Source organism: Hymenobacter properus (genome assembly GCF_015694735.1).
Classification (GTDB): Bacteria; Bacteroidota; Bacteroidia; order Cytophagales; family Hymenobacteraceae; genus Hymenobacter; species Hymenobacter properus.
The window spans coordinates 351,925-375,350 of record NZ_JADQDP010000004.1; the positions used below are offsets into that span (position 1 = coordinate 351,925).

The following is a 23,426-nucleotide window of genomic DNA, read 5'->3' on the forward strand; positions in this document are numbered from 1 at the left end:
GAGCGCCGCTTTTCCAACCCTAACGTTTGCAGCAGCCGGCGCCAGCCAAGAATTTATTTTGGCTTGTTAGCCTATGAAAATCAGGCAAAAACCGCTACGAGGCAATTTCCCAGCCCCTCGGCTGGCCTTTTTCTTGCAAAAATTTTTCAGCGAAACCTTGCGCTGAATTATTCCCTTCCTACCTTTGCACTCCCAAACGGCACGTAGCCCGCTGGGAAATTGTCCGATGGTGTAACCGGCAACACGCTTGATTTTGATTCAAGAAAGTCCAGGTTCGAGCCCTGGTCGGACAACGACACCGCTCGCATAGCAAACGAAAGGCGCTGGCTTCTCCACTTCCCGGAGAGGTCAGCGCCTTTCGCTTTTTCGCTCTGCCCTGTTTTTGGCCCCGCTTCGGCCCGGCCGCCCCGCTCTCTCCCACTGCTTCACCCCGTTACCATCCCCTTCGTCATGGATTCACAGGTTAAAATTTTCGCTGGGAGCGCCTCCCGCGAGTTGGCTGAGAAAATTGCCCACGCCTACGGCACCGAACTCGGTGACCTTACTCTGCAGCGCTTCGCTGACTCCGAGTTGGGCCCAAGCTTCAACGAGAGCGTGCGGGGCTGCGCCGTATTCCTGGTGCAAAGCACCTTTCCGCCCGCTGAAAACCTCATGGAGCTTATGCTGATGGTAGACGCCTGCAAGCGTGCCTCGGCTTACAAGGTCAACATCGTGATGCCCTACATGGGCTACGCCCGCCAAGACCGCAAAGACAAGCCGCGCGTGAGCATCGGGGCCAAGGTGGTGGCCAACATCATTCAGAGCGTGGGCACCGACCGCGTGATGGCCTGCGACCTGCACGCCGGCCAGATTCAGGGCTTCTTCGACATCCCGGTCGACCACCTCGACGGTTCCACTGTGACGGCTCCCTACATCAAGTCGTTGGACCTGAAAAACCTGATTTTTGCCTCGCCCGACGTGGGCGGTGTGGTGCGCACCCGCGCCTTCGCCAAGAAATTCGGCGCCGAAATCGTGGTCTGCGACAAGATGCGTCTGCGGGCCAACGAAATTGCCTCCATGCAAGTCATCGGTGATGTGAAGGGCATGGATGTGGTGTTTGTAGACGACATGGTGGACACAGCCGGCACCATCTGCAAAGCTGCCGACCTGGTGATGGAGCGCGGCGCCAACTCGGTGCGCGCCGTCATCACGCACCCGCTGCTCAGTGGCCCGGCCCACGAGCGAATTCGCAACTCTGCCCTCACCGAGCTGATTACAACCGACACCATCCCGCTGCGCGAGGAAAACGAGAAAATCCGCGTGATTTCGCTGGCCCCGCTGTTCGCGGCCGCCATTCGCAACGTGGTGACGCACGAGAGCATCAGCTCGCTGTTTGTGTAAGCGTCATTCGCATAGTCGTCTGTTATTGCGAGGCGGAGCCGAAGCAATCCGTCCTGTCAGCACCAGACACCTCCTGCTCCCAGAAAGCCCCGGCACCACTACGGTACCGGGGCTTTTCATTTATCAGACTGAAGTTGGGCATCACCCCTAGCCTCTGTCCGCGGGAGAGGTGCTGAGAGTGAGGCCCAACTTCAGGCTTTGTCACAACTCAGAGTTAGTCGCATTGAGAGAACGGATTGCCGCGTTTCGCTTCGCTGCACTCGCGATGACAGACGACTTTGGCACAATTTTGTAGAACGACCTTCCTAACTGGAACCTTTTTCTGCAAACGTGATGCACAAGCTTTACACTTCCGCTCTACTCCTTATAGCCGCGCTACTATTCAGCGCCTGCGCTTCTTCGGTTCACATCAAGGCGCTGGCGCCGGCGGCAGTGCCCATGCCGGCCAACCTGCAAAGCGTGGCCACGGCCAACCGCATTATTCCAGAGTCGCGCCGCGACAAGTTTTTTGACGTGCTCGAAGGTGCCTTCACCGGCGAGGGCCTGGGCGTGGACCGCGCCGGTGCCGACGAGTGCGTGAATGTGGTAGGCAGGCCCTAGCTAACAACAGCTACCGCTTCAAGGTGACGCAGGCGCAGTTGCAACTGCTGGGCCGTAGCCGCGAGTTTTTTCTGCCGCCGCTGGCCCCGCGCTACGTGCAGGACCTATGCCGCCGCACCCAAGTGGACGGCCTCGTGGTGCTCGAAGCTTTCGATTCCGACATGGCGCTGAGCCACACCAATGGCTTCCGCACTTATAAGGACAAGGAAGGCAAGGAGCACAAGGTGCCCACCGTGCAGGTTGAAATGATAATGAAAATTGTGAGCGGCTTTCGCACCTATGGCGCAGCGCAGGGCTTCGTGCTCGACCAGGCCCGGCAGGAAGACCAATTAGTGTTCCGGGGCGAGGGCGATAACTACCAGCAAGCCCTGCGCCAGCTGCCGCCGCCCCAGGAGTGCATTCGGCGGGTGGCCCAGCGGGCCGGCGACGGCTATGCCCGCCGCATTGCTCCTTCTTACATCGACCTGCACCGCGACTATTTCACCTCGGCCAAGAAGGACGCCCGCATGAAGGAAGCCGCCCAGCGCGCCGAGGCCGGCGACTGGGCCGGCGCGGCCACGCTCTGGCAGCAGTCGGCCCGACACCTCGACCCCAAAATTGCCGGCCGGGCCTTCTACAACCTGGCCGTGGCCAGCGAAGTGCGCGGCGACCTGCCCGGTGCCATCGACTGGGCCAAGAAGTCGGCCTTTACCTGCAACAACGGGCAGGCCCGCTCCTACCTGCGCGTGCTCAACGACCGGATGCAGGCGCAACAGTTGGTGCAAGAGCAACTCAAGAGCGTGCCTGTGGCCAACTAGCCTACCGTTTTTCTTGGTAACAGCTTGGCTTTTCGGCCGATTTCGCCCTACCTTTGCGGCCCGTTTGCCCCCGACGTTGGGAGCAGGCGGGCCATTTTTTTATTTTCTCAAAAACACTTTTTTATGAAAAGCCTCGAGATTGTAGGGTTTAAAAGAGCGAATCTCGGTAAGACTGAGGCCAAAGCTTTGCGTTTGGACGCTCAGGTACCGTGCGTGTTGTATGGCGGCAAAGATGTGGTGCACTTCTCGGTGCCCGCCATCCTGTTCCGCGAATTGTTGTACACGCCGGAGGCTCACATCGTGGACCTGAACGTGGAAGGTACGCACTACCGCGCCATCGTGCAGGACGCCCAGTTCCACCCCGTGAACGAAATGCTGCTGCACGTCGACTTCCTGGAGCTGCAGGAAGGCAAGGAAGTGAAAATGGAAATCCCCGTGAAGTTCGTGGGCGTTTCGCCCGGTGTGCTGGCCGGTGGCAAGCTGGTGAGCAAGCTGCGCAAGCTGAAAGTGCGCGCCGCCGCCGAAAACCTCCCCGACTACGTGGAAGTAAACATCAGCGGCCTGGAGCTCGGCAAATCCATCAAGGTGGGTGCAGTTGAAACCAACAACTACACCATCCTGACCAACGCGGCGGCTCCCATTGCCACCATCACCATCCCGCGTGCGCTGAAAGGCGAAATGGCCGCTAACCGCTAATTTGTCTGAACCGCAGATTTAACGGATTAAACGGATTGCACAGATTCTTTTAGTCCTCAAATTTGGCGATTCAATCAGAAAGCCGCTCCAACCGTGGGGCGGCTTTTTATTTGTACCAAGTGAATGGTGCATCTCACCATTGCTAATAATTACAGATTCCAAAAACCGGCATTCGAATCTGTGCAATCCGTTTAATCCGTTAAATCTGCGGTCTAGATGAAGTTTCTCGTTCTTTGCCTCGGCAACATTGGCCCCGAATACGCCGACACGCGCCACAACATCGGCTTTATGGTGGCCGATTATCTGGCTGCAAAATTCGACGCGCCGCGCTTTGAAATAGGCCGCCACGCCTTCACCACCGAGTTCAAGCACAAAGGCCATACCTACGTGCTGGTGAAGCCAACCACTTACATGAATTTGAGCGGCAAAGCCGCCGCACACTGGCTGGCTACGCTGAAAATTCCAGTTGAAAACATGGTGGTGGTAACCGACGACTTAGCCCTCCCCTTTGGGAAGCTGCGGCTGAAAGGCCAGGGTTCGGCGGGCGGGCACAATGGCCTAAAAGACATTCAGGCTACGCTGGGCACCGATGTATATGCCCGGCTGCGCTTCGGCGTGGATGCCAATTTCCCAAAAGGACGGCAGGTAGATTACGTGCTGAATCCTTTTTCAGCGGATGAGCAAATTGAATTGCCGACCCGAATTGAAAAAGCAGGTGACGCTGTGCTGGCATTTGGCTCAATGGGCTTGGAACGAGCAATGAACGTGGTGAACGTGAAGTAGCTGCCTGTCATTGCGAGGGGGCAGCCCGTGGCAAACGAAGTTCAGCGAAGCTAATCCTTCCTGTTGTCAGCAACTAGCCTACCAATGTGACAAAGTCAATCAAAAAGCCCCGGCGCCATTGCGGTACCGGGGCTTTCTGGTAAAAAGGCGTGTCTGGCGCTGACAGGATGGATTGCTTCGTCGCCGCTTGATTCGCGGAATGCTCGCAATGACAAGTAACGGCTACGACACGCCGATATTACGCCACGCCGCTGCCGTTGCGCACGGGTGTGCTGGGCTGCATGAGCGCCAGCATGCCATCGGCGTTTTCGGCCATGAGCAGCATGCCCTGGCTTTGAATGCCTTTGATTTCGCGCGGCGCCAAGTTTAGCAGCACTTGCACCTGCTGACCGATAAGGGCCTCGGGAATAAAATATTCCGCAATGCCGCTCACGATGGTGCGCTGCTCCAAGCCGACATCAACGGTGAGTTTGAGCAGCTTTTTGGTTTTGGCTACTTTTTCGGCTGCTACAATGGTGCCAATGCGCAAATCCATCTGGCCAAAATCATCGAAGGAAACATCGGTTTTGGCTGGCGTGACCGGTGTATTGGCCAGTTGATTTTCCTTTTTGGTATCGAGCAGCTTCTGCACTTGCGTCTCAACCACGGCATCCTCAATTTTAGCAAAAAGCAACGCTGCTTCGCGCAGTTGGTGACCAGCCGGCAGCGCATCGCGACGGCCGGCACTCGCCCAATTACCCAATTCTACGTTGAGCATATTGGCTAATTTTTGCGCCGATTCGGGCAGAAAGGGCTCCAGCAAAGGAGCCAACGCGGCCGCAATTTGCAGGGCCACGTGCAGCACCGTGCCGGTGCGTGCTGCATCGGTTTTGATGAGGTGCCAGGGCTGCGTTTCGGCCAGATATTTATTTCCCAAACGCGCCAGATTCAATACTTCGGCCAAAGCGTCGCGGAATCGGTAATTCTCAATTAACTCCCCAATTTTTGCGGGGAATTCGGCCAGTTGCGCGAAGGCATCCTCGTCAATAGGCGTTAGTTCGCCCAATTCCGGCACTTTTCCTTCGAAGAATTTGTGCGTGAGCACGGCGGCACGATTCACGAAATTGCCAAGCGTGGCTACTAATTCGTTGTTATTCCGCGCTTGAAAATCCTTCCAGGTGAAGTCGTTGTCCTTGGTTTCGGGCGCGTTGGCGCACAGCACGTAGCGCAGCACATCGGCTTGGCCGGGGAAGTCGGCAAGGTATTCATGCAGCCACACCGCCCAGTTGCGCGAGGTGCTGATTTTGTCGCCTTCCAGGTTCAGAAATTCGTTGGCGGGCACGTTATCCGGCAGCACATAATCACCATGCGCCTTCAGCATTACCGGGAAAATAATGCAGTGGAAAACAATGTTGTCTTTGCCGATGAAATGCACCAGTTTGGACTCCTTGTCCTTCCAGTAGGTTTCCCACTCGTCGGGGAAGGCCTCTTTGGTGGCCGAGATGTAGCCGATAGGCGCATCAAACCACACATACAGCACTTTACCTTCGGCTCCGGGCACCGGCACGGGCACGCCCCAGTCCAAGTCGCGCGTCACGGCGCGGGGGTGCAGGCCCTGGTCAATCCAAGACTTGCACTGGCCGTACACGTTGGTTTTCCAGTCGTTTTTGTGCCCTTCAATTATCCATTCGCGCAGCCAGGGCTCGTACTGGTCGAGGGGTAAAAACCAGTGCTTGGTATCGCGCAAAATGGGCTGCGCGCCGCTGAGCATGCTGCGCGGGTTAATTAATTCGGTGGGGCTGAGCGAGGTACCGCAACGCTCGCACTGGTCGCCGTAGGCATTTTCGTTGCCGCAGTTGGGGCAAGTACCCACGATGTAGCGGTCAGCCAGGAATTGCTGGGCCTTTTCATCGAAATACTGTTGGGTGGTTTGCTCAATGAATTTGCCGTCGTTGTTGAGTTTGGTGAAAAAACCGCTCGAAACTTCGGCGTGCGTGGCCGACGACGTGCGCGAATACACGTCGAACGACACGTTGAATTCTTTGAACGAATCACGAATCAAGGCGTGGTATTTATCCACCACTTGCTGCGGCGTCACGCCTTCTTTCTGGGCGCGAATGGTGATGGGAACGCCGTGCTCGTCGGAACCACAAATGAATTTCACGTCGCGGCCCGCTGACCGCAGATAACGCACGTAGATGTCGGCCGGCAAATAAACCCCGGCCAGGTGGCCAATATGCACCGGTCCGTTGGCATAAGGCAAAGCAGCGGTGACGGTATAACGCTTAGGAAGTGAAGCCATACAAAACAAAAAAGAAAACGGCTGACAAAACGCTATTTTTCAAAAAACGAATTAGCCGGCTGCAAGCAATAAGCAATTAGAAGAAAAATAGGCCGAATTAATTCAACCTAAAAACTGACGAAAACGTTTGACACTTAATTCATTTTATATTTGACCGTCGTCAAATAAGATGGGTTTGCAAATAAGCCTTCCGCTCTACCTATTTCACCTTCATTCAACCAATTTTTTTCACATGAAAAAACCTGCTTCTCCGCCCCAAGCGGAAAAATCCGCCAAGCGCACGCCGGAAGAAAAAGCGGCCCGTAAATCGGCAAAAAAAGCCGGGCGCGCTTCCGCCGAACTCAGCGATGACCGGGCCAGCAAAAAAGCCAGCCAGAAAAAAACGCTGAAATCGGCCGCCAAGCAATTGCAGAAAGAGTTGAACAACCGCATGAACGAAGTGGTGGCTCGCATCCGCAAAGAAACGAAAGCCAAGCTGAAGGAAGTGGTTAAGGAGGCCACGCGCCGCCTCGACAGCGACACCGAGCGCATGTTTGAAGAGGCGCTGCACACCATTGTGCGCCACTACGACTCCGTGCCCGGCCCCGCTGTTGGCACCAGTCGCTCTTCCGCCAACGGCTCTGATACCTCGGGCCGTGGCCGCAAAAAAAGCCAGACACTGAACAAAGACGGCACGCCGCGCAAGCCGCGCTCGGCCCGTTCCGATGCCGATGCCGACGATAGCGCTGCCGAAACCACGGCACCTGCTGCAGCCACTAGCCGCGGCCGTAAGCCTGCTACCGCTGCGGCTCCCGCCCGCCGCGGCCCCAAGCCCGGCACGCCCGCTACCGGCGCCAAGCGTGGCCCCAAGCCCCGCACCCAAGCTGCCCCCGAGCCCGAAGCGACCGGTCTGCTCAACTCAGCCGATAGCCCCAGCACCGGCGAGGTAAGCGAATAGAGGATTGCCCTCACCCACAAGAAAAAAGCCCGCCTCAGCAATTGAAGCGGGCTTTTTTCTTGTAAAATTTATTTACGGTCGGCGTATGGTAGTGTCCACGGGGGCGTCGTAGTTGAGGCGCTGCATGCGCGTTTCGGGCGTGGTAGTGTTGGGGTCGTTGGTGTTCACGTTTTCGATGCGCTTTTGCCGGTTGATGTCGGCGGCTTGCTCGCCTAGGCGCACGCGGTTGGGCGTGGCGTCGGGCAGTTCGCGGCCGCCCACGGCACCCGTGCCGTTGCTGTTGTAAATGGCCCGGCGGTCGGCGTCGGAATTAACGGTGGTGGGCACGGCCGTTTCGGCCGATTGCTCGGTGGCAGTGCAGGCGGTAAGCGCCAGCCACAGGCCTAAGGCCAGCCCCGGGCGGCCCGTTGTTTTCAGAATACATGTCATGGCTGCGCTTGCAAAAGACAGCCGGAACGGGCTGCCTGCTTCAAACGCGACAGGGCCGCCGGTGGTTGGCTGAATTTAAGCCAATGCCGCACGCGGGTGGCTGAGCTTCACGCCGTCCCAGAGGGCCATGCGCGCCTCCAGGCAGCGGATGGCCACTTGCTGGGCCTCCAGCCAGCGCTCGGGCACGTCGGCGCACAGCTCGCGCACCATTTGCTGGGCCAGGGGCGCGTGCACGTCTTCGTCGAGCTCGATGTGGCGGTTGAGGTAATACGTGAAAGTATCGAGCTGGCCGGGAAAGCGGGTGTGCAGGTCGCTCACCAGCTGCCGGAACATATCCGGTATCAGGTCTTCGCGGCCAAAAGTGAAGGCGGCGGCCATCACGTGCGGCTTGCCCGTGCCGATGACGTCGAAAGTAGTCAGCACAAATTCGCGCACCGAGGCGGGCGCATTGGCTATTTCCAGCGCGCGCTCCACGGAGCGGCCGTCGGCCACGGCGGCCACCAGCCGGCGAATGGGCCCGGTGTCGGCCCCGCATTCCTCCATAGCGCGCACGTAGAGCTCAAAATGGCTGATGGGCTGGCCCAGTGGGTCCAGGTCGGCTTCTTCTTCCAGCACAATTTCGTTGATGAGGCGCCGCAGCGCCGGACGGGCGCTGGGCACCCAGGGCATTCGCACACAAGTCAACTCCTGCTGCAGGGCTTTCAGTAGAGACATGAAGTCCCAGACCGCATAAACGTGGTGCTCCATGAACCGCCTCAGGTCGGCCAAGCTTTCCAGGCTGTCGTACAAACTATTATTCAAGAGCAGTTGGCGCGTAGATGCTAGCTGCTGTTGCAAGAATTCGATGGGGTCGGAGGCTGCTTCCATAGTCAAAAGAAGAGGCGTTTATAACTATTTCAATAATATTATTGCGCCAGCCTGCCGCCAATGGGTGCACGCAGTAATTGTATAACAACGAAATAGCCCCTGCGAATGGTTTTCGCAGGGGCTCATTTTTGTGAATTTTCCCAGAATAATACAGAGCACTCTACTTTTTCTTCTCAAACACCAGCGCGTTGCCGTCCATGCAGTAGCGTTGGCCGGTGGGCTTGGGGCCGTCATCGAACACGTGGCCGAGGTGGCCACCGCATTTGGCGCACACTATTTCGTCGCGGCTCATGCCGAAGGTGTTGTCGGCAGCCACTTTCACGCTATTGTCGGTGGCCGGGGCGTAGAAGCTGGGCCAGCCGGTGCCCGATTCAAACTTGGTGTCGGAGGTGAAGAGCAGGTTGTGGTCGGCGGCGCAGTAGTAGGTGCCGGCGGCGTGGTTGTCGTGGTATTTGCCGGTGAAGGCACGCTCGGTGCCTTTTTCGCGCAGGATGTAGTACTGGTCGGGCGTGAGCAGCTTTTTCCATTCGGCTTCGGTATGACGCACCGGAAATTCGTCGGGCTTGCCGGTCACGGGCTTGGGCTGGAAGTAGGTTTTGCCAGCTGCGGTGCGGGCCGGCGGCGCGGTGTTGGCGGCCACGTCGCGCTTCTGCGAGCAGGCCACGTTGAGCGTGAAGGCGGAAATAAACAGGAACAGCAGGGAGAAACGCATGGATTGGGGACGGGCTTAAGTGAGGAGTGGCCTACATACGACGTACGCCGTGCTTCGGTCGGTGGGGTAGACGAAAACCCGGCGGGAACCTTACACCCCGCCTAAGCCATTTAGGGCGACGTGCTTGGCTTCAGCGCAGCGCCGTCGGGGCCTTACCCGGGCCGGCTTCGTGTTAATAGTTGAGTACCACAAGGCTTTGCGCTAATTTATCCGTACCTTTGCACCCGCAAAACCAACCCTTATGGCCCAGAATATCCGGAACATTGCCATCATCGCTCACGTTGACCACGGCAAGACCACCCTGGTGGATAAGATTATCCACGCATCCAAAATTTTCGACGCCCACCAGCAGTTCGACGACCTCATCCTCGACAACAACGACCTGGAGCGCGAGCGTGGCATTACCATCGTTTCGAAAAACGTATCGGTACGCTACAAAGACGTTAAAATCAACATCATCGACACCCCTGGTCACGCCGACTTCGGCGGTGAGGTAGAGCGCGTGTTGAAGCTGGCCGACGGCGTGCTGCTGCTCGTGGATGCCTTCGAAGGCGCCATGCCGCAGACCCGCTTCGTGCTGGGCAAAGCCATCGACCTGGGCTTGAAGCCCATTGTGGTGGTAAACAAAGTAGACAAGGAAAACTGCCGCCCCGATGAGGTGCACGAGCAGGTATTCGACCTCATGTTCAACCTCGGCGCCACCGAGGACCAGCTGGATTTCGTGACCCTGTACGGCTCGAGCAAGCAAGGTTGGATGAGCACCGACTGGAAAGTAAAAACCGACGACATCACGCCCCTGCTGGATGCCGTGCTGGAGTCGATTCCGCCGGCACCGAGCCTGGAAGGCACCCCGCAGATGCAGATTACCTCGCTCGACTACTCGTCGTTCGTGGGCCGCATCGCCATCGGCCGCGTGCACCGCGGCACCCTGCGCGAAGGCGCTAACATGAGCCTGATGAAGGCCGACGGCAGCATCAAGAAGGTGAAAATCCGCGAGCTGCACGTATTTGAAGGCTTGGGCAAAAACAAGGTGACTGAAGTGAGCAGCGGCGAAATCTGCGCCGTGTCGGGCATCGAAGGCTTCGACATTGGCGACACGCTGGCCGACTTCGAGAACCCCGAAGCTCTGGAGCGCATCAGCATCGACGAGCCGACGATGAACATGCTGTTCACCATCAACAACTCGCCGTTCTTCGGCAAGGAAGGCAAGTTTGTGACTTCGCGCCACCTGCGCGACCGTCTGTTCAAGGAGACCGAGAAAAACCTGGCGCTGCGCGTGCAGCCGACCGACAAGGAGGACTCCTTCCTGGTGTTCGGCCGCGGCATTCTCCACTTGTCTGTACTCATCGAGACCATGCGTCGTGAAGGCTACGAGCTGCAAGTGGGTCAGCCCCAGGTTATTTTCAAGGAAGATGACAACGGCAAGCGCCTCGAGCCCATGGAATTGCTCGTGGTAGACGTGCCCGAGGAAACTGCTGGTAAGGTGATTGAGCTGGTGAGCATGCGCAAAGGCGAGATGACCATCATGGAGCCCAAGGGCGACCTGCAGCACCTCGAATTCCGTATTCCGAGCCGCGGTCTGATTGGCCTGCGTAACAACGTGTTGACGGCTACTGGTGGCGAAGCCATCATGAACCACCGCTTCATCGACTTTGAAGAGCACAAGGGCGTGATTCCGGGCCGCATCGCTGGTTCGCTGATTTCGCTGGAAACCGGCCCCGGCACCGCCTACACCATCGACAAGATGCAGGACCGTGGCTCGTTCTTCGTGGACCCGGGCGAGGAAGTGTACGCTGGCCAGGTAATTGGTGAGCACACCCGCCCCAACGACCTGACCATCAACATTCAGAAAGGTAAGAAGCTGACGAACATGCGCGCTTCGGGCTCCGACGACAACGTGAAAATTGTGCCCAAGCGCCAGTTCTCACTCGAAGAAGCCATGGAGTACATCCAGAAGGATGAGTACTTGGAAGTGACGCCGAAATCGGTGCGCATGCGCAAAATTCTGCTCGACGAGAACGAGCGTCTGCGCTACGCTAAGCAAGCCGACTAATTCTGGCTGGTTTGTAAAAGAAGGCACGGCTACTCAGTAGCCGTGCCTTCTTGCTTTATATATTGCCGTATACTCGACGTGTAGTTCCAGTCCCATGCATCAGCGACTTCTACTATTTTGCTTGATAACAGTGGCTCTGGCAATGCCTCAGGGTGTTCGTGCGCAATACATTCTGCCTGGGCAAAGAGCTGGTGCCACCTATGTAGACCTCATCCCGGATAAAACGGTGGCTGCCCAGCGGCCGGGCACAACAGAGGCGAAAGACTCCTTGGATTTAGACGCAGACGGCCGTTACGACTTGCGAATCAATGCGGTGGTGAGTACCGTAAATTTTCCCAGTTTCTCGGAGTCCCGGGTAATGCCACTCCACGACAATGTGAGCATTTACTCCTCTTCGCAAGCACCTGCTATTCTGCGCTTTGCTGGCAATGACACCATTCAGCAACGCATCCCGCAACCCAACCCACCATTGCCGCCCAATGCGTGGGGAAGTCGTAGCACCATCTATGCTTACGGGCCTTCTTGGTTGACCAGGGCAGGCAATAATCCGGCGGGCATTCAGAGCTTTGGCTACTGGCTCGATGGCCAAGATGGCTACTTGGGCATCCGGTTGCGGAGTAGCACAACCGGTAGCTGGCGCTACGGATGGGTACGAATTCAAGCCATAACCAATTCAACCAATTCGACCACGATTGTAGTGAAGGACTATGCCTTGGCCAACCTTGCCCTGGCCCAACGGACGGCCTCGGCCGCAGGCTGGCAGGTGGCGCCGATACCGGCCACTGCATGGGTTACCGTTAAGCCCCCAACTCCTACCAGTGGGCAGATTACGGTGGTCGATGCCCTCGGCAAGGTGCATCTTTCGGGTTCTTTCTCGCCCACTAATGCCCGATTCGATATATCTGGTTTGGCGGCCGGCGTCTACTTTATGCAGATAAAAACAACTCGCGAGGCCTTCTTGGAGCGCATGGTCAAGGAATAGGCTTAGCCTGCATAAGGAAACAGCCAAGGAGTGAAAGCTCAAAAGGTGCGACTTTTGTTGCACCTTTTTCATTATTACGACGTGAGTTTTCCCGATGAATACCGATAAAATCCAGCCCTTCGTGCAGCTTTTCACCCTAAATGATGCCGAAGCTACCCAGCGCGTGAGCGAACGACTGGCGCTGGTGCTGCGCGATGCGGCTGCTTACCGGGAGCAATTCGCTGATGAGCTTGACGAGCGTGGTATCACAGCGGCCATGAAGTTGCCGGAGCAGGAACTGCGCGACATTGCGCTCGTGGATGCGCTGTCGCTGGAAGATTTGGCCTGGGAAAACGACTGGAAGGAAGATGCCGCCGAAATGGCGGACGGCCTCAATGAGATACTGACGCGGCAGCAGCGCGGCTACGCGTTGCCAACCAGCGCCCTACCCGGCGGGCGCAACCGCAACGCCGAAGCCCTGGATGCCTTGCAAGATGCCTTGGAGGCAAAAGGGCTGGCGCTCGTGTTGTACACGTTGGACAGTGACTCCTACCCGCTGGGGGTAGTAGACGATGCGCAGGCCGAGGAAGCCCGCCAGCTGGCCCAGGAGCTAGGATTTAAACTAACGGTTTACTAACCCCTCCCCTACCGGCGCTGGCGCACGGCTTCGAAGGCCAGCACGGCGCCGGCCACGCTCACGTTGAGTGAGTCGATGCGGCCCATCATGGGGATGATGATGGTTTCGTCGCAGGCAGCCTGGGCGGCGGGCGTCAGGCCGTCGGCTTCGGTGCCGAGGACGAGGGCGGTGGGTTGGCGGAAATCGCACTCCAGGTAGGAATGCGCTTTTGGCGTGAGGGCGGCGGCGTAGCTGCGAATGCTTTTCTCGCGCAGGAAAGCCATGACATCGGCCATGGGGGCGGCCACCACCGGCACCGAGAACACACAGCCGATGCTGGAACGGATGGTGTTGGGGTTGAAGAGGTCGGTGCGAGGGTCGCCGATGAGGACGGCGTCGACGGGGGCGGCGTCGGCGGTGCGGAGGATGGCGCCAAGGTTGCCGGGCTTCTCCACGGCTTCGAGCACGAGGACCAGCGGGTTGGCGGGCAGGCGCAGGCTGGCCAGGGTGCGGGCGGGGGTTTTGAGCACGGCCAGCAAGCCATCGGAGCCTTCACGGTAGGCTACTTTCTCGAACACCGGGCGCGTCACTTCGAACCACTCGGGCGCGTCTTTCTTGCCGGAGAAGAGGCTTTGCAGCTCGGCCAGACCGGTTTCGCCGGCCAGCTCGGGGCAGGTGTAGATGGTGGCCACGGCCACGCCTGCTTCCACGGCGATGCTGAGCTCGCGCAGGCCCTCCACGAGCGTGTGGCCCAAGGCGCGGCGCTCGGCCGACTTCTGCTGCAGCTTGAGCAACTGCTTGATGCGGGGGTTCTGGGGGCTGCTGAGGCGGTCGGAGGGGGCAAACGGCATGGGCGCAAAGATACCCTGTGGCGGGCGCGGGCCAACCTTGGCGCCAACACAGGCGTAGGGCGGCCGAGTACCTTCGCTGCCAATGAAATCGAAAATAGACCCTAAAATCGTCGTCGGCCTGGCCCTGGCCGTGGGCGTGCTGCTGCTCACGGCGGCCGCCTCGTTCTGGAGCATCCGGGGCCTGAAAGTGCAAACCGAGCGCGTGGAGCACACCTACCAGGTGCTACAGGAAGCCGAAGCCATCACGGCCGTGCTCAAAGATGCACAGGCCGGCACCCGCGGCTACCTCCTCACCGGCGACACGCTGTATTTGCGGCCTTACAGCATGGCCACCGACCAGCTGCCCGAGTCGCTGGCCCGCATGCACGCCCTGACGGTAGACAACCCCGCCCAGCGCGCCCGCCTCGACTCGCTGCAGGCCCTGGTGGAGCAGGAATTTCGCATTCTGCGGCCGCTCACCGAAATTCGGACATCTATGAGCCAGTCGGCCATGCAGACGCTGCTCGACACCGACCGCCAGACCCTGAAACAGGTGCGGATGCTGTATGCCCGCATTAAGCGCAACGAGCTGAACTTGCTGGCCCAGCGCACCGAGCTGCAAGACATTTTCGAGAAAGCCACGCCCATTGTGGTGCTGGTGTCGGCGGTGCTGGCGGTCCTGATTGTGGTGTGGCTGGTAATGAAAATTGTGAGCGAGCTGGCCGACAACCGCCGCCTGCAAGGCGAGCTAGCGAGCGTGAACGCGGAGGTGAGCCGGCGCATTGCCCAGATTCGTACCTTGGCCGAGCAGGTGGTGCAGGGCGACTACACCGTGAAAATCACCGACTCGGCCGAGGACAACCTCGGCGGCCTGGCGGCTTCGCTCAACCGCATGACCCAGACCCTGGACGAAAGCTTCAGCGCCCTCGAAAAGCGCAACCAGGAGCTCGACCAGTTCGCCTACGTGGCCTCGCACGACCTGAAGGCGCCGCTGCGGGGCGTGACCACCATTGTGAAGTGGATTGAGGACGAACTGTCGGCCGAGATTTCGCCCCAGCTGCGCACCTACCTCGACCAGATGAAAGGCCGCCTCAGCCGCCTCGAAGACCTGATAAACGGCCTGCTGGCCTACGCCCGGGTGGGCCGCACGGCCCAGCCCCCCACGCCGGTAGACGTGGCTCAGCTGCTGGGTGAAGTGGCCGAACTGGTAGTGCCGCCCGACTTTACGCTGCGCATCGGCCCCGACATGCCCACTTTCGTTACCGACCGACTGGGCTTGCAGCAGGTGTTCACCAACCTGCTCTCCAACGCCGTGAAGTACCACCACCGTGGCGCCGGCCACCTGGAAGTGACCTGCCGCGACATTGGCCGCTGCTACGAGTTCCGGGTGCAGGACGACGGGCCGGGCATCGCGCCGGAGTACCACCAGAAAATTTTCCTGCTCTTTCAAACCCTGCGCGACCGGCACACGGCCGAAAGCACGGGCATTGGCCTGAGCATTGTGCAGAAAATCATTGATGAGCACAAGGGCTCGATTCGGGTAGAATCGGCGCCGGGCCAGGGCGCCGGATTTATCTTTACGTGGCCGAAGTAAACCCCGGCGCACGGGAACCAGTCTGCCCTGTTTTACACTTATTCAGAGACGGCTTTTATGCATTGGGCCGGTTTTATTGCTTGTCATTATGCGTTCTGTTTTACTCGTCGAAGACGACCTTTTTGATACCATGACAGCGGAGAAATCCTTCGCCAAATTCAACGTACCGCACCAGCTCCACACCGCCTTCAATGGCGAAGAAGCCCTCGACCTGCTGCTGGGCCGCAACGGCGCCGAGCCCCTGCGCCCGCTGCCCGAAGTCATTCTGCTCGACCTGAACATGCCCCGCATGAACGGCGTCGAATTTCTGACCGAGCTGCGCGCCAACCCCGAGTTCCAGCACATTCCGGTATTCATCACCACCACGTCGAGCATGGACGTGGACCGGCTGAACACTGAGAAGCTGGGCATCAGCGGCTACATCCTCAAGCCCCTGGACTTCGAAACCGGCACCGACCTCTCCGACAGCCTCAGCCTGCTGGAGAAGCTGCTGAACTAGGGCAGCGGCGGCGCGGCAGCATTCACTCGGCCTTCACCGGGGCAAGTTGAATTTGGCTTCGATTCCCGTGGTTTCGTTTTTTGTCAAGCTGCGGAATTGAAGACTGTTGGGGACGGGTTCGGGATATTGGCCGGCCCGTGCTACCTTGTTCGGACTCCGTGCCGTTTCTACTGCCATTGTTATGAGAATTCCCGTTGCTATTCCGGCGTTGGTTGTGGTGCTGCTTGGCGGGCAGGCGGCCCGCGCGCAAGACGATGGACCGCGCCAGCTGGGCGCGCCGCCCACCGTGCCCACCGCCCCCAAGCCTCGCCCCGTGCCGGCCCCGCGCCAGCTCGACGCCGTGCCCGTGGCCCCGCCCGACACTGCGCGCCGAGCCGCGGCCGCACCGGCTCCGCAGCCCGCCCCCGCGCCGGTGTATGCGCCTACGCCGGCCGGCCAGCTGCCGGGCAGCAACAACCGCCCTCAGCGCTTCCAGGTAGGCCTGAAAAACGGCATGGTGTACAGCGCCAACGACGTGGAAACCAAAAACCCGCTGTTTGGCCGTTCCTACCTGCTGCTCGACGGGCAGCGCAAGTTTGAGCTAGCCGAAGTGGGCTTCTACGAGGACGAAACGGGCCACTACGTGCGAACCAACCTGCCGGGCTCGTCGCGCGAAACCACTCTGCGCCGCGAGAAAACCGGCCGCATCAGCCTCTATTCCATCACCACCACGCAGTACGCTTCGGGGCCGGGCGGCTTCGGCTACCCGGGCTATGGCTATGGGGGCTACGGCTACGGCGGCTTTGGAGGCTACCCCTACGGGGGCTACCGCACCGTCAAAACCGAGTATTTCTCGAAGGATAACGGCCCCATCCAGAACCTGACGGCGCGCAACCTGATGCTGGCTACCACCGACAACGCCGGTGCCCAGCAGCTGCTGAACGACGCCCAACGCTACCAACAAGCCAGCGTGGTGAGCTACGTGGTGGGCGGCGGCTTGCTGCTAGCGGGCCTCTACCAAAGCATACGGCCTACGGATGCCGGCCGCAGCGTCTCGCCGCTGGTGTACGCGGCCCTGCCGGTGCTCATCGTGCCCATTGTGCTGCAAAGCAAGCAAGCCAACAACCAGCGCCAGGCCATTTCCCTGTATAACGCCGGGCAGTGAGGGCATAGGCACGGCTCTGGCATTACGAGCATAGCGGTGGCAACCCCTACCCCGCCCGGCCGCGTAGGGCAAGGATGAAACTGCCCGCTCCTGCTACCGATGCTTCGGCCACCGATTTTGCTGCCCGCCAGGCCAAGGCCCTGCTGGTACACCAGCGGCTGTGCGCCGAGTATGGCGCGCCCTTCCGCTTTTTCAGCACCAAAGACCCGCTGAGCGAGCTGGTAAGCGCCCTGCTCTCGCACCGCACCAAAAACGCCGACTCGCACCGCGCCTACCAGGAGCTGACGGCTACCTTTCTGGACTGGGCGGCCGTGCGCGACGCGCCCACCGAGGCGGTGCAGCACGCCATCCGGGCTTGCACCTGGCCCGAGCAGAAGGCGCCCCGCATTCAGGCAGTGCTGCGCGAAATCAGCCAGCGCTGCGGGTCGGACGCGCCGTGCTCGCTTGATTTTCTGGCTGACATGCCCGTGCCCGAAGCGCGCGCCTGGCTGGAAAGCATCAGCGGCGTGGGGCCCAAGACCAGCGCGGCCACCCTGCTGTTTAGCAACCTGCGCATCCCGGCCATGCCCGTCGACAGCCACCACCACCGCGTGGCCCAGCGCCTGGGTCTCATTGGGCCGAAAGTGGGCGAGGCTGCGGCACACAAGCTGCTGGAGGCGCTGCTGCCACCGGGCTGGGATGCCCAGCAGGTGTACGACCACCACGAGGCACTCATGTTCCATGGGCAGAAGTGCTGCTACTTCAGCGGGCCCGCCTGTGGCCGTTGCGTGGTGCTGGACCAGTGCCCGTTTGGGCAGGCGAGGCTGGACGGAGTGACGGATTAGTGGATTAGTAAAAAGAACGTCATGCCGAGCGCAGCCGAGGCATCTCGCGTGCATTAGTAATTCAATCGAAAGAATTGCGTTGCGCACGCGAGATGCCTCAGCTGCGCTCGGCATGACGTTCTTTTGGTATTCAAACTAATTGCCACCTATGATTCTCCACCTGCGCGCCAAGCCCAATGCCCGCCACAACCAGCTGCTGCGCGCGGCCGATGGCAGCCTGACCGTACGGCTGAAAGCCCCGCCGCAGGAAGGCCAGGCCAACGCCGTGCTGTTGGCATTTTTGGCCGAGACTTTTGGCGTTTCCAAGAGCAGCGTAACGCTGCTGAGTGGCCACACCGCGCCATTTAAGAAGGTGGAAATTGAAGGGGTGAGTGAGGCGGAAGGCGGGCAGGTACTGGCGCATCTGCCTTTGCAGAAATGAAACCAGGGCAACCGGGCCGCCGCTGGGTGCTAACTTCCCGCTCGGATTTCCCAGCCCTCCCCCACCGCCATGTCTGCCGACCTCCAACCGCTGCTCGACGCCCTGCAATTTTCGCCCGATAACCTGCCCCTGCGCCAGCACCTGGCCCGCCAGCTCAACGCTGCCGGCCGCCACCAGGAGGCCGAAACCCTATGCCGCGAAGGCCTGCGCCAGCACCCCACCGACGATGCCCTGCGCCTGAGCCTGGCCGATGCTTACTTCGCCAGCAACAAGCACTCGGCAGCCTTTGTGGTGGTAGAAGAGTTGCTGGACCAGCACCCCGACAACGCCGCCGCTCACTTGCTGCACGCCCGTCTGCTGCTGGCCGCCGGCCAGGCGGCCGAGGCCCGCGAGGCTTACGCCCACGCCCTGGAAATCAACCCCGGCCTGGCCGACCGCGACCTGGGCCAGGCCCTGGAAGCCGCCGCGCCGGCCAAGCGCGTGCCCACGCCCGCCGGCGGGGGCTACCGTCCCGCCCCCGCGCCCGACGAAGACGAGCCCAGCGCCCAAGCCAAGCTCCTGGGCTTGGAACGCCCGAAAATCAACTTTTCCGACGTGGGCGGCATGGAGGCGGTGAAGGATGAAATCCGGCTGAAAATCATTCACCCGCTGCAATTTCCGGACCTTTATAAAGCCTATGGCAAGGCCAGCGGCGGCGGGCTGCTGCTCTATGGCCCGCCCGGCTGCGGCAAAACCCACCTGGCCCGCGCCACGGCCGGCGAGGTGCAGGCCAGCTTCATCAGCGTAGGCATTGCCGAAATACTGGATATGTGGCTGGGCAACTCCGAAAAAAACCTGCACCAACTGTTCGAGTTGGCCCGCAGTCAGGCACCGTGCGTGCTGTTTTTTGATGAGGTTGACGCTCTGGCCGCCAACCGCCACGACCTGCGCCAGAGCGCCGGGCGCACCGTCATCAACCAGTTTCTGGAGGAATTGGACGGGGCCACGCGCTCCAACGAGGGCGTGCTCATCATGGCCGCCACCAATGCGCCGTGGCACCTCGACCCCGCCTTCCGCCGCCCCGGCCGCTTCGACCGCATCACGCTGGTGACGCCACCCGACGAGCCGGCCCGTGCCGCCATCCTCGAGATTTTGCTGCGCGGCAAACCGCTGGCTCCCGGCGTGAGCACGGCCGCCGTGGCTGCCCGCACCGCCGGCCTCAGCGGCGCCGACCTAATGGCGCTGGTGGACGGGGCCGTGGACGTGTGCCTGCGCGCCTCCATGCGCAGCGGCCGCCCCCTGCCCATCGAGCAAAGCCACCTGCTGGATGCTGCCAAGCTGGTGAAACCCAGTACCAAGGAATGGTTTGCCACGGCCCGTAACTACGCGCTGTATTCAAACGAGGGCGGGCTCTACGACGACATTCTGGTGTACTTGGGGGTGAAGAAACCGGGCGGGGCGTGATGTTGCCTGACGCGCTGGCCCCCGAAACGAGGCGCATAGAGCTGCTGCTGAACTTACAACACTATGCCGAAGCTGAGCAGCTGATTCGGATAGCATTGGCGCAGCAGCCCACCCATGCCGTGATGTTGGGCTGGCTGGGCGTGTGCCTGCTCAACCAGCATCGCCCGGCCGAAGCCATTCCTATTCTGCAGCGCGCCATTGGCCACGCCCCACTCAACCCGCAGCTGCATGGGTGGCTGGCCGAATCATACTCAGCTGCCAAAGACTTCTTTGCAGCAGAGGCCGCCAGCCGCGAAGCGTTGCGGCTAGCGCCCGAGCAGGCTGACTTTCACGGCTTGGCAGGCATGGTTTTGCTGCGCAAGCACCGGCCGAAACAAGCTTTACGCGCCGCGCGCACGGGCCTTTGCCTCGACCCGGCGCACAAGCAATGCCTCACCGTTCAGGCCCGGGCTTTGGCAGACCTTGGCCAGACAAACGTCAGCGCGCCCCTGTTTGCCCCCGTGTTGGTCGATGACCCGCTGGATGCCTTCGCTCACGCAAATCAGGGATTTAACTATCTTGATGCCGGCAATTTTCGCGCGGCGCAGCTACACTTGCACACGGCCCTGCAACAACAGCCCGACAATGCGCAAATCCGGGCCGGCCTGGTGGAGGCACTGAAGAACTCCTTCTGGTACTACCGTCTTCTCTGGCAAGGAGGGCGTTGGGTAACCCGACTGGTGCGGCGCACAGGCTTTTTCGCCCTTGAGGCTGACACCCGTAAAATCATCGCCTATGTCCTGCAAATTCCCTTGCTATTTTTCGTCTGGGGGTGGGCCTTTGCGCACGGCTTCTTCAGCAACATTGGCTACCTCAGCATTGGCTTTCGGCTCCTACTGCTTACGCCGCTGGGTGTAATTATCATTCTGACACTGGCGGGGGCGCTGCTACAGAGCATCACCCTCACGCTGTTGCGCTGCAACCCGCAGGCGCGGCCCTATTTGTCCAGCAAGGAAATCCTGGCCAGCAACTGTTTTCTTGCCGGCCTGGGAGTGTTAGCAGTCAGCGCAAGCGCGCGTTTTGCAGGGCTTCTATTCTAACGACAACTAATCCTGCACTTGCCACTTCAAGCCATTACAGTTCTTGTCTGCTAATATCATACAAGTAATTATTACTTCGTGGTATAGCCTTTGGGTGCGGTCATTCAACATAACCGAGGGGCCCCGGCATCAGCCTCGTACCTTTTAGCTTTTCTTTTCCCGCCGCTCCGCAGTGCAACCTCCCATTTCGCCAAGCCTTCCTTCGCTGGCCCGCATCTGGCAATTGCTGGAACTGCGCAGGCCAGCGCTGGCCGAAGCCGCGGCGAAGCAGCGCCTGGCCGCCGACCCCGCCGACTGGCAAACCCTGCTGGCCCTTACCGAGGCCCTGCGCCAACAACAGCGCCTGGAAGAAGCCCACGGCGCGGCTTTGGCCGCCATTCAAGCCGAGGCCAATGCCCACCAGGCGCACTTTGCGCTGGCGCAGGTGCTCGGCAGCCAGGGCCAGCTGCGTCAGGCCGAGGCCACGGTGCGGCAGGCCCTGCAACTCAACCCGCGTGTGGCCCGCTACCACGGTTTCCGGGCCCAGCTTTTCTATTTGCTGCACAACTACCGCGCGGCCATTGGCAGTGCCGAAGAAGGCCTGAAACTGGCCCCCGCGCACGCCGACTGCCTGCTATGGCGCGCCATGGCCCAGGAAAGCCTCGACCAGCCCACGGCCGCCAATGAAGACTTCCAGCGCCTGCTGCGCGTGGCACCCGAAAGCGAGCTGGTGCACGCCCACTTAGGCCGGGTACTGCTGCGCCGCTACCAGCCCGCCGGGGCCGACCGCCACCTCACCAAGGCCCTGCGCCAAAACCCCAACCGAGAGGCCGAGCTGGTGCCCCTGCTCCGCCTGGCCCGCCGCCGGCAGCGGTGGCCCGAATGGTTTTTGCGCAGCGAGCGCCAGCACGCCGAACGCCGCGCCCTGGGCCTCGACCCCGGCCTGGGCTCACTCCTGCGCCGGGTGTGGGCCACGGGCGCCGTGGCCCGGGCGTGGTGGCACACCCGGCACGACCCGTTGTTTGCCCTGACGCCCGCCCAGCGCTGGCGCCGCTGGCAGTTCCTGTGGGTTTCGCTTATTATCGTGGTGCCCGTTCTAATATTTGTTGGCGATTATTTCAAGTTCTTCGATGCCAGCAAGCCGCTGACCATCCCGCAAATGCTGGTACTGCTGGCGGCGGGCGGCTTCTTTCAACTTGTTATTCACTTGCTGGGCAAAAAGGCGAATTCCACATTGTGAATTCAGCGCCCGCACTACTTCCCCCCGTGACTCCTTCCGCTTCCGACTACCTCCCCCGCGTGCAGCTGCTGCTGAGCCAGCAGCGCCACGCCCTGGCCGCCCAGGAGCTGCGCCGCCAGCTCACGCACGACCCGCACGATTTCATGGCACACGCCCTGCTGGCCGTGTGCCTGCTGGAGCAGGAGCAGCTGGCCGAGGCCAAGGCCGAAGCCGAGCTAGCCATACACCTCGCGCCCGAATACGACTTCGCGTTCTACGCGCTGGCCCTGATTGAGCACCGGCAGCATCGGCCCAAGGAAGCCCTGGCCGCCATCAACGAAGCCCTGGCCCTCGACCCCAACGACGCCGACTACTACCACCTGCTGGGCCAGCTGCGCCTGCAAGGCGGGCAGTGGCAGGCCGCCTTGCAAGCCGCCCAAAACGGCCTCAGCCTCGATGCCGAGCACGCGGGCCTGCACGGCCTGCAGGCCCGCGCCCTGGCCCGCCAGGGTCGGTCCGACGAGGCCGACTTGGCGGCCCGCTCGGCCCTGAGCTACGATGCCAGCAGCAGCCACACCCAGGCCCAGGCCGGCTGGGTAGCCCTCGAAACCAACCGCCACGCCGAAGCCCTCGGGCACTTCCGCGAGGCCCTGCGCCTCGACCCGACTTCCGATTTTGCCCGCGAGGGCCTAGTGGAAGCCCTGAAGGCCCACTATTGGGTGTACCGCGTGTTTATGCGCTTCGTGTACTGGTCGGGCACGCTGGGCGAGGGCGTGCGTCGGGGCATGTTCCTGGGGGCGTGGGTAGTGGTGCGCTTCGTGCCGGTGCTGCTGCCGGTATACCTCGTCTTTGTGTTTCTCAGCTGGTTTTCGGATGTGATTTTTGAGAGCTTGCTGCGGTTCAATGCCTACGGTCGCATTGCCCTCAACGAGCGACAAACGCAGCAATCCAACCAATTTCTGGCGCTGCTTGGAGTGGCACTGCTGGGCCTGCTGGGCCGGCTGGCGTGGCCCGAGCTGCCGGGCTTTGGCACCCTGAGCCTGGTGGCGCTGGGGCTCACGTTTCCGCTGGTGGGCACCTGGCGACTGCGTCCGGGCTCTCCCGCCTGGCAACGCTCGCGCTGGGCCGGCTTCGGTCTGGCCGCCCTCGGCCTGCTCAGCGTGGCCCTGACCGCGCTGGGCCTCACGAGCGGAACCCTGGTTTTCAGCGCCTTTATCATTGGCGCCGTGGTCTACAACTGGGTTTTCGCCCTGCGGTAAATAAATATTTCGGCAGTGCAGAA

The 23,426-nt window shown here is 60.7% G+C and carries 23 protein-coding genes and 1 tRNA gene; 19 read left to right on the forward strand and 5 right to left on the reverse strand.

What is annotated here, in order from left to right; translation table 11 throughout:
- Window positions 1–220: 220 nt before the first annotated feature.
- The 6 genes from I2I01_RS18040 (at window position 221) to pth (ending at window position 4,256) form a co-directional block, all read left to right on the forward strand.
- Window positions 221–293, forward strand: a tRNA-Gln gene (locus I2I01_RS18040).
- A gap of 157 nt (window positions 294–450) precedes the next feature.
- Window positions 451–1,380, forward strand: coding sequence for a ribose-phosphate pyrophosphokinase (locus tag I2I01_RS18045; protein ID WP_196287898.1), 930 nt, complete (start codon window positions 451–453; stop codon window positions 1,378–1,380).
- Between the two features lie 333 nt (window positions 1,381–1,713).
- Window positions 1,714–1,980 carry a hypothetical protein gene (locus I2I01_RS18050; protein ID WP_196287899.1) on the forward strand — a complete coding sequence of 89 codons (267 nt, stop codon included), beginning with the start codon at window positions 1,714–1,716 and terminating at the stop codon, window positions 1,978–1,980.
- Complete coding sequence (locus I2I01_RS18055; RefSeq protein WP_196287900.1) at window positions 1,953–2,777, forward strand: DUF6340 family protein; 825 nt, start codon at window positions 1,953–1,955, stop codon at window positions 2,775–2,777. Before I2I01_RS18050 ends, I2I01_RS18055 begins: the two co-directional genes overlap by 28 nt.
- A gap of 123 nt (window positions 2,778–2,900) precedes the next feature.
- The gene (locus I2I01_RS18060) at window positions 2,901–3,473 is read left to right on the forward strand and encodes a 50S ribosomal protein L25/general stress protein Ctc (protein ID WP_196287901.1); all 573 of its coding nucleotides are present in this window, start codon (window positions 2,901–2,903) and stop codon (window positions 3,471–3,473) included.
- Window positions 3,474–3,689: 216 nt separating this feature from the next.
- Window positions 3,690–4,256 carry an aminoacyl-tRNA hydrolase gene (gene pth / locus I2I01_RS18065; RefSeq protein ID WP_196287902.1) on the forward strand — a complete coding sequence of 189 codons (567 nt, stop codon included), beginning with the start codon at window positions 3,690–3,692 and terminating at the stop codon, window positions 4,254–4,256.
- Between the two features lie 238 nt (window positions 4,257–4,494).
- Here the strand turns inward: pth and metG are convergent, their stop codons facing one another.
- Window positions 4,495–6,537: a methionine--tRNA ligase gene (gene metG / locus I2I01_RS18070; protein ID WP_196287903.1), complete on the reverse strand. Its 2,043-nt coding sequence runs from the start codon at window positions 6,535–6,537 to the stop codon at window positions 4,495–4,497.
- A 232-nt stretch (window positions 6,538–6,769) separates the two neighbouring features.
- Between metG and I2I01_RS18075 the strand changes: the two genes are divergently transcribed.
- A complete protein-coding gene (locus I2I01_RS18075; protein WP_196287904.1) occupies window positions 6,770–7,474 on the forward strand; it encodes a hypothetical protein in 705 nt (234 codons plus the stop codon).
- Window positions 7,475–7,546: 72 nt separating this feature from the next.
- Here I2I01_RS18075 and I2I01_RS18080 read toward each other — a convergent pair whose 3' ends face one another.
- From I2I01_RS18080 to msrB, 3 genes are all read right to left on the reverse strand, one after another.
- Window positions 7,547–7,903 (reverse strand): hypothetical protein, encoded by a 357-nt coding sequence (locus tag I2I01_RS18080; protein WP_196287905.1) that lies wholly within the window; start codon window positions 7,901–7,903, stop codon window positions 7,547–7,549.
- A 75-nt stretch (window positions 7,904–7,978) separates the two neighbouring features.
- Window positions 7,979–8,770: a DUF3050 domain-containing protein gene (locus I2I01_RS18085; protein WP_196287906.1), complete on the reverse strand. Its 792-nt coding sequence runs from the start codon at window positions 8,768–8,770 to the stop codon at window positions 7,979–7,981.
- Between the two features lie 160 nt (window positions 8,771–8,930).
- Window positions 8,931–9,482 carry a peptide-methionine (R)-S-oxide reductase MsrB gene (gene msrB / locus I2I01_RS18090; RefSeq protein ID WP_196287907.1) on the reverse strand — a complete coding sequence of 184 codons (552 nt, stop codon included), beginning with the start codon at window positions 9,480–9,482 and terminating at the stop codon, window positions 8,931–8,933.
- A gap of 241 nt (window positions 9,483–9,723) precedes the next feature.
- Between msrB and typA the strand changes: the two genes are divergently transcribed.
- The 3 genes from typA (at window position 9,724) to I2I01_RS18105 (ending at window position 13,133) form a co-directional block, all read left to right on the forward strand.
- Complete coding sequence (gene typA / locus I2I01_RS18095) at window positions 9,724–11,535, forward strand: translational GTPase TypA (RefSeq protein WP_196287908.1); 1,812 nt, start codon at window positions 9,724–9,726, stop codon at window positions 11,533–11,535.
- A gap of 94 nt (window positions 11,536–11,629) precedes the next feature.
- Window positions 11,630–12,517: a T9SS type A sorting domain-containing protein gene (locus I2I01_RS18100; protein ID WP_196287909.1), complete on the forward strand. Its 888-nt coding sequence runs from the start codon at window positions 11,630–11,632 to the stop codon at window positions 12,515–12,517.
- Between the two features lie 94 nt (window positions 12,518–12,611).
- Window positions 12,612–13,133, forward strand: a complete 522-nt coding sequence (locus I2I01_RS18105) for a DUF6630 family protein (protein ID WP_196287910.1) — start codon at window positions 12,612–12,614, stop codon at window positions 13,131–13,133.
- Window positions 13,134–13,141: 8 nt separating this feature from the next.
- On the opposite strand, the gene I2I01_RS18110 is transcribed toward I2I01_RS18105, so the two are convergent.
- Window positions 13,142–13,963, reverse strand: coding sequence for a TrmH family RNA methyltransferase (locus tag I2I01_RS18110; RefSeq protein ID WP_196287911.1), 822 nt, complete (start codon window positions 13,961–13,963; stop codon window positions 13,142–13,144).
- An 82-nt stretch (window positions 13,964–14,045) separates the two neighbouring features.
- Between I2I01_RS18110 and I2I01_RS18115 the strand changes: the two genes are divergently transcribed.
- From I2I01_RS18115 to I2I01_RS18155, 9 genes are all read left to right on the forward strand, one after another.
- Window positions 14,046–15,536, forward strand: coding sequence for a sensor histidine kinase (locus I2I01_RS18115; protein ID WP_196287912.1), 1,491 nt, complete (start codon window positions 14,046–14,048; stop codon window positions 15,534–15,536).
- Between the two features lie 88 nt (window positions 15,537–15,624).
- Window positions 15,625–16,035 (forward strand): response regulator, encoded by a 411-nt coding sequence (locus I2I01_RS18120; protein ID WP_196287913.1) that lies wholly within the window; start codon window positions 15,625–15,627, stop codon window positions 16,033–16,035.
- Between the two features lie 181 nt (window positions 16,036–16,216).
- Window positions 16,217–17,179 (forward strand): hypothetical protein, encoded by a 963-nt coding sequence (locus I2I01_RS18125; protein WP_196287914.1) that lies wholly within the window; start codon window positions 16,217–16,219, stop codon window positions 17,177–17,179.
- 74 nt (window positions 17,180–17,253) lie between these two features.
- Window positions 17,254–18,003 carry an endonuclease III domain-containing protein gene (locus I2I01_RS18130; protein ID WP_196287915.1) on the forward strand — a complete coding sequence of 250 codons (750 nt, stop codon included), beginning with the start codon at window positions 17,254–17,256 and terminating at the stop codon, window positions 18,001–18,003.
- Between the two features lie 148 nt (window positions 18,004–18,151).
- Window positions 18,152–18,424: a DUF167 domain-containing protein gene (locus tag I2I01_RS18135; RefSeq protein ID WP_196287916.1), complete on the forward strand. Its 273-nt coding sequence runs from the start codon at window positions 18,152–18,154 to the stop codon at window positions 18,422–18,424.
- Window positions 18,425–18,493: 69 nt separating this feature from the next.
- Complete coding sequence (locus I2I01_RS18140; RefSeq protein ID WP_196287917.1) at window positions 18,494–19,867, forward strand: ATP-binding protein; 1,374 nt, start codon at window positions 18,494–18,496, stop codon at window positions 19,865–19,867.
- Window positions 19,867–20,946 (forward strand): tetratricopeptide repeat protein, encoded by a 1,080-nt coding sequence (locus I2I01_RS18145; protein WP_262895461.1) that lies wholly within the window; start codon window positions 19,867–19,869, stop codon window positions 20,944–20,946. Before I2I01_RS18140 ends, I2I01_RS18145 begins: the two co-directional genes overlap by 1 nt.
- A 172-nt stretch (window positions 20,947–21,118) precedes the next feature.
- Window positions 21,119–22,165: a tetratricopeptide repeat protein gene (locus I2I01_RS18150; RefSeq protein ID WP_196287919.1), complete on the forward strand. Its 1,047-nt coding sequence runs from the start codon at window positions 21,119–21,121 to the stop codon at window positions 22,163–22,165.
- 26 nt (window positions 22,166–22,191) lie between these two features.
- Complete coding sequence (locus tag I2I01_RS18155; RefSeq protein WP_196287920.1) at window positions 22,192–23,403, forward strand: tetratricopeptide repeat protein; 1,212 nt, start codon at window positions 22,192–22,194, stop codon at window positions 23,401–23,403.
- Window positions 23,404–23,426 lie beyond the last annotated feature (23 nt).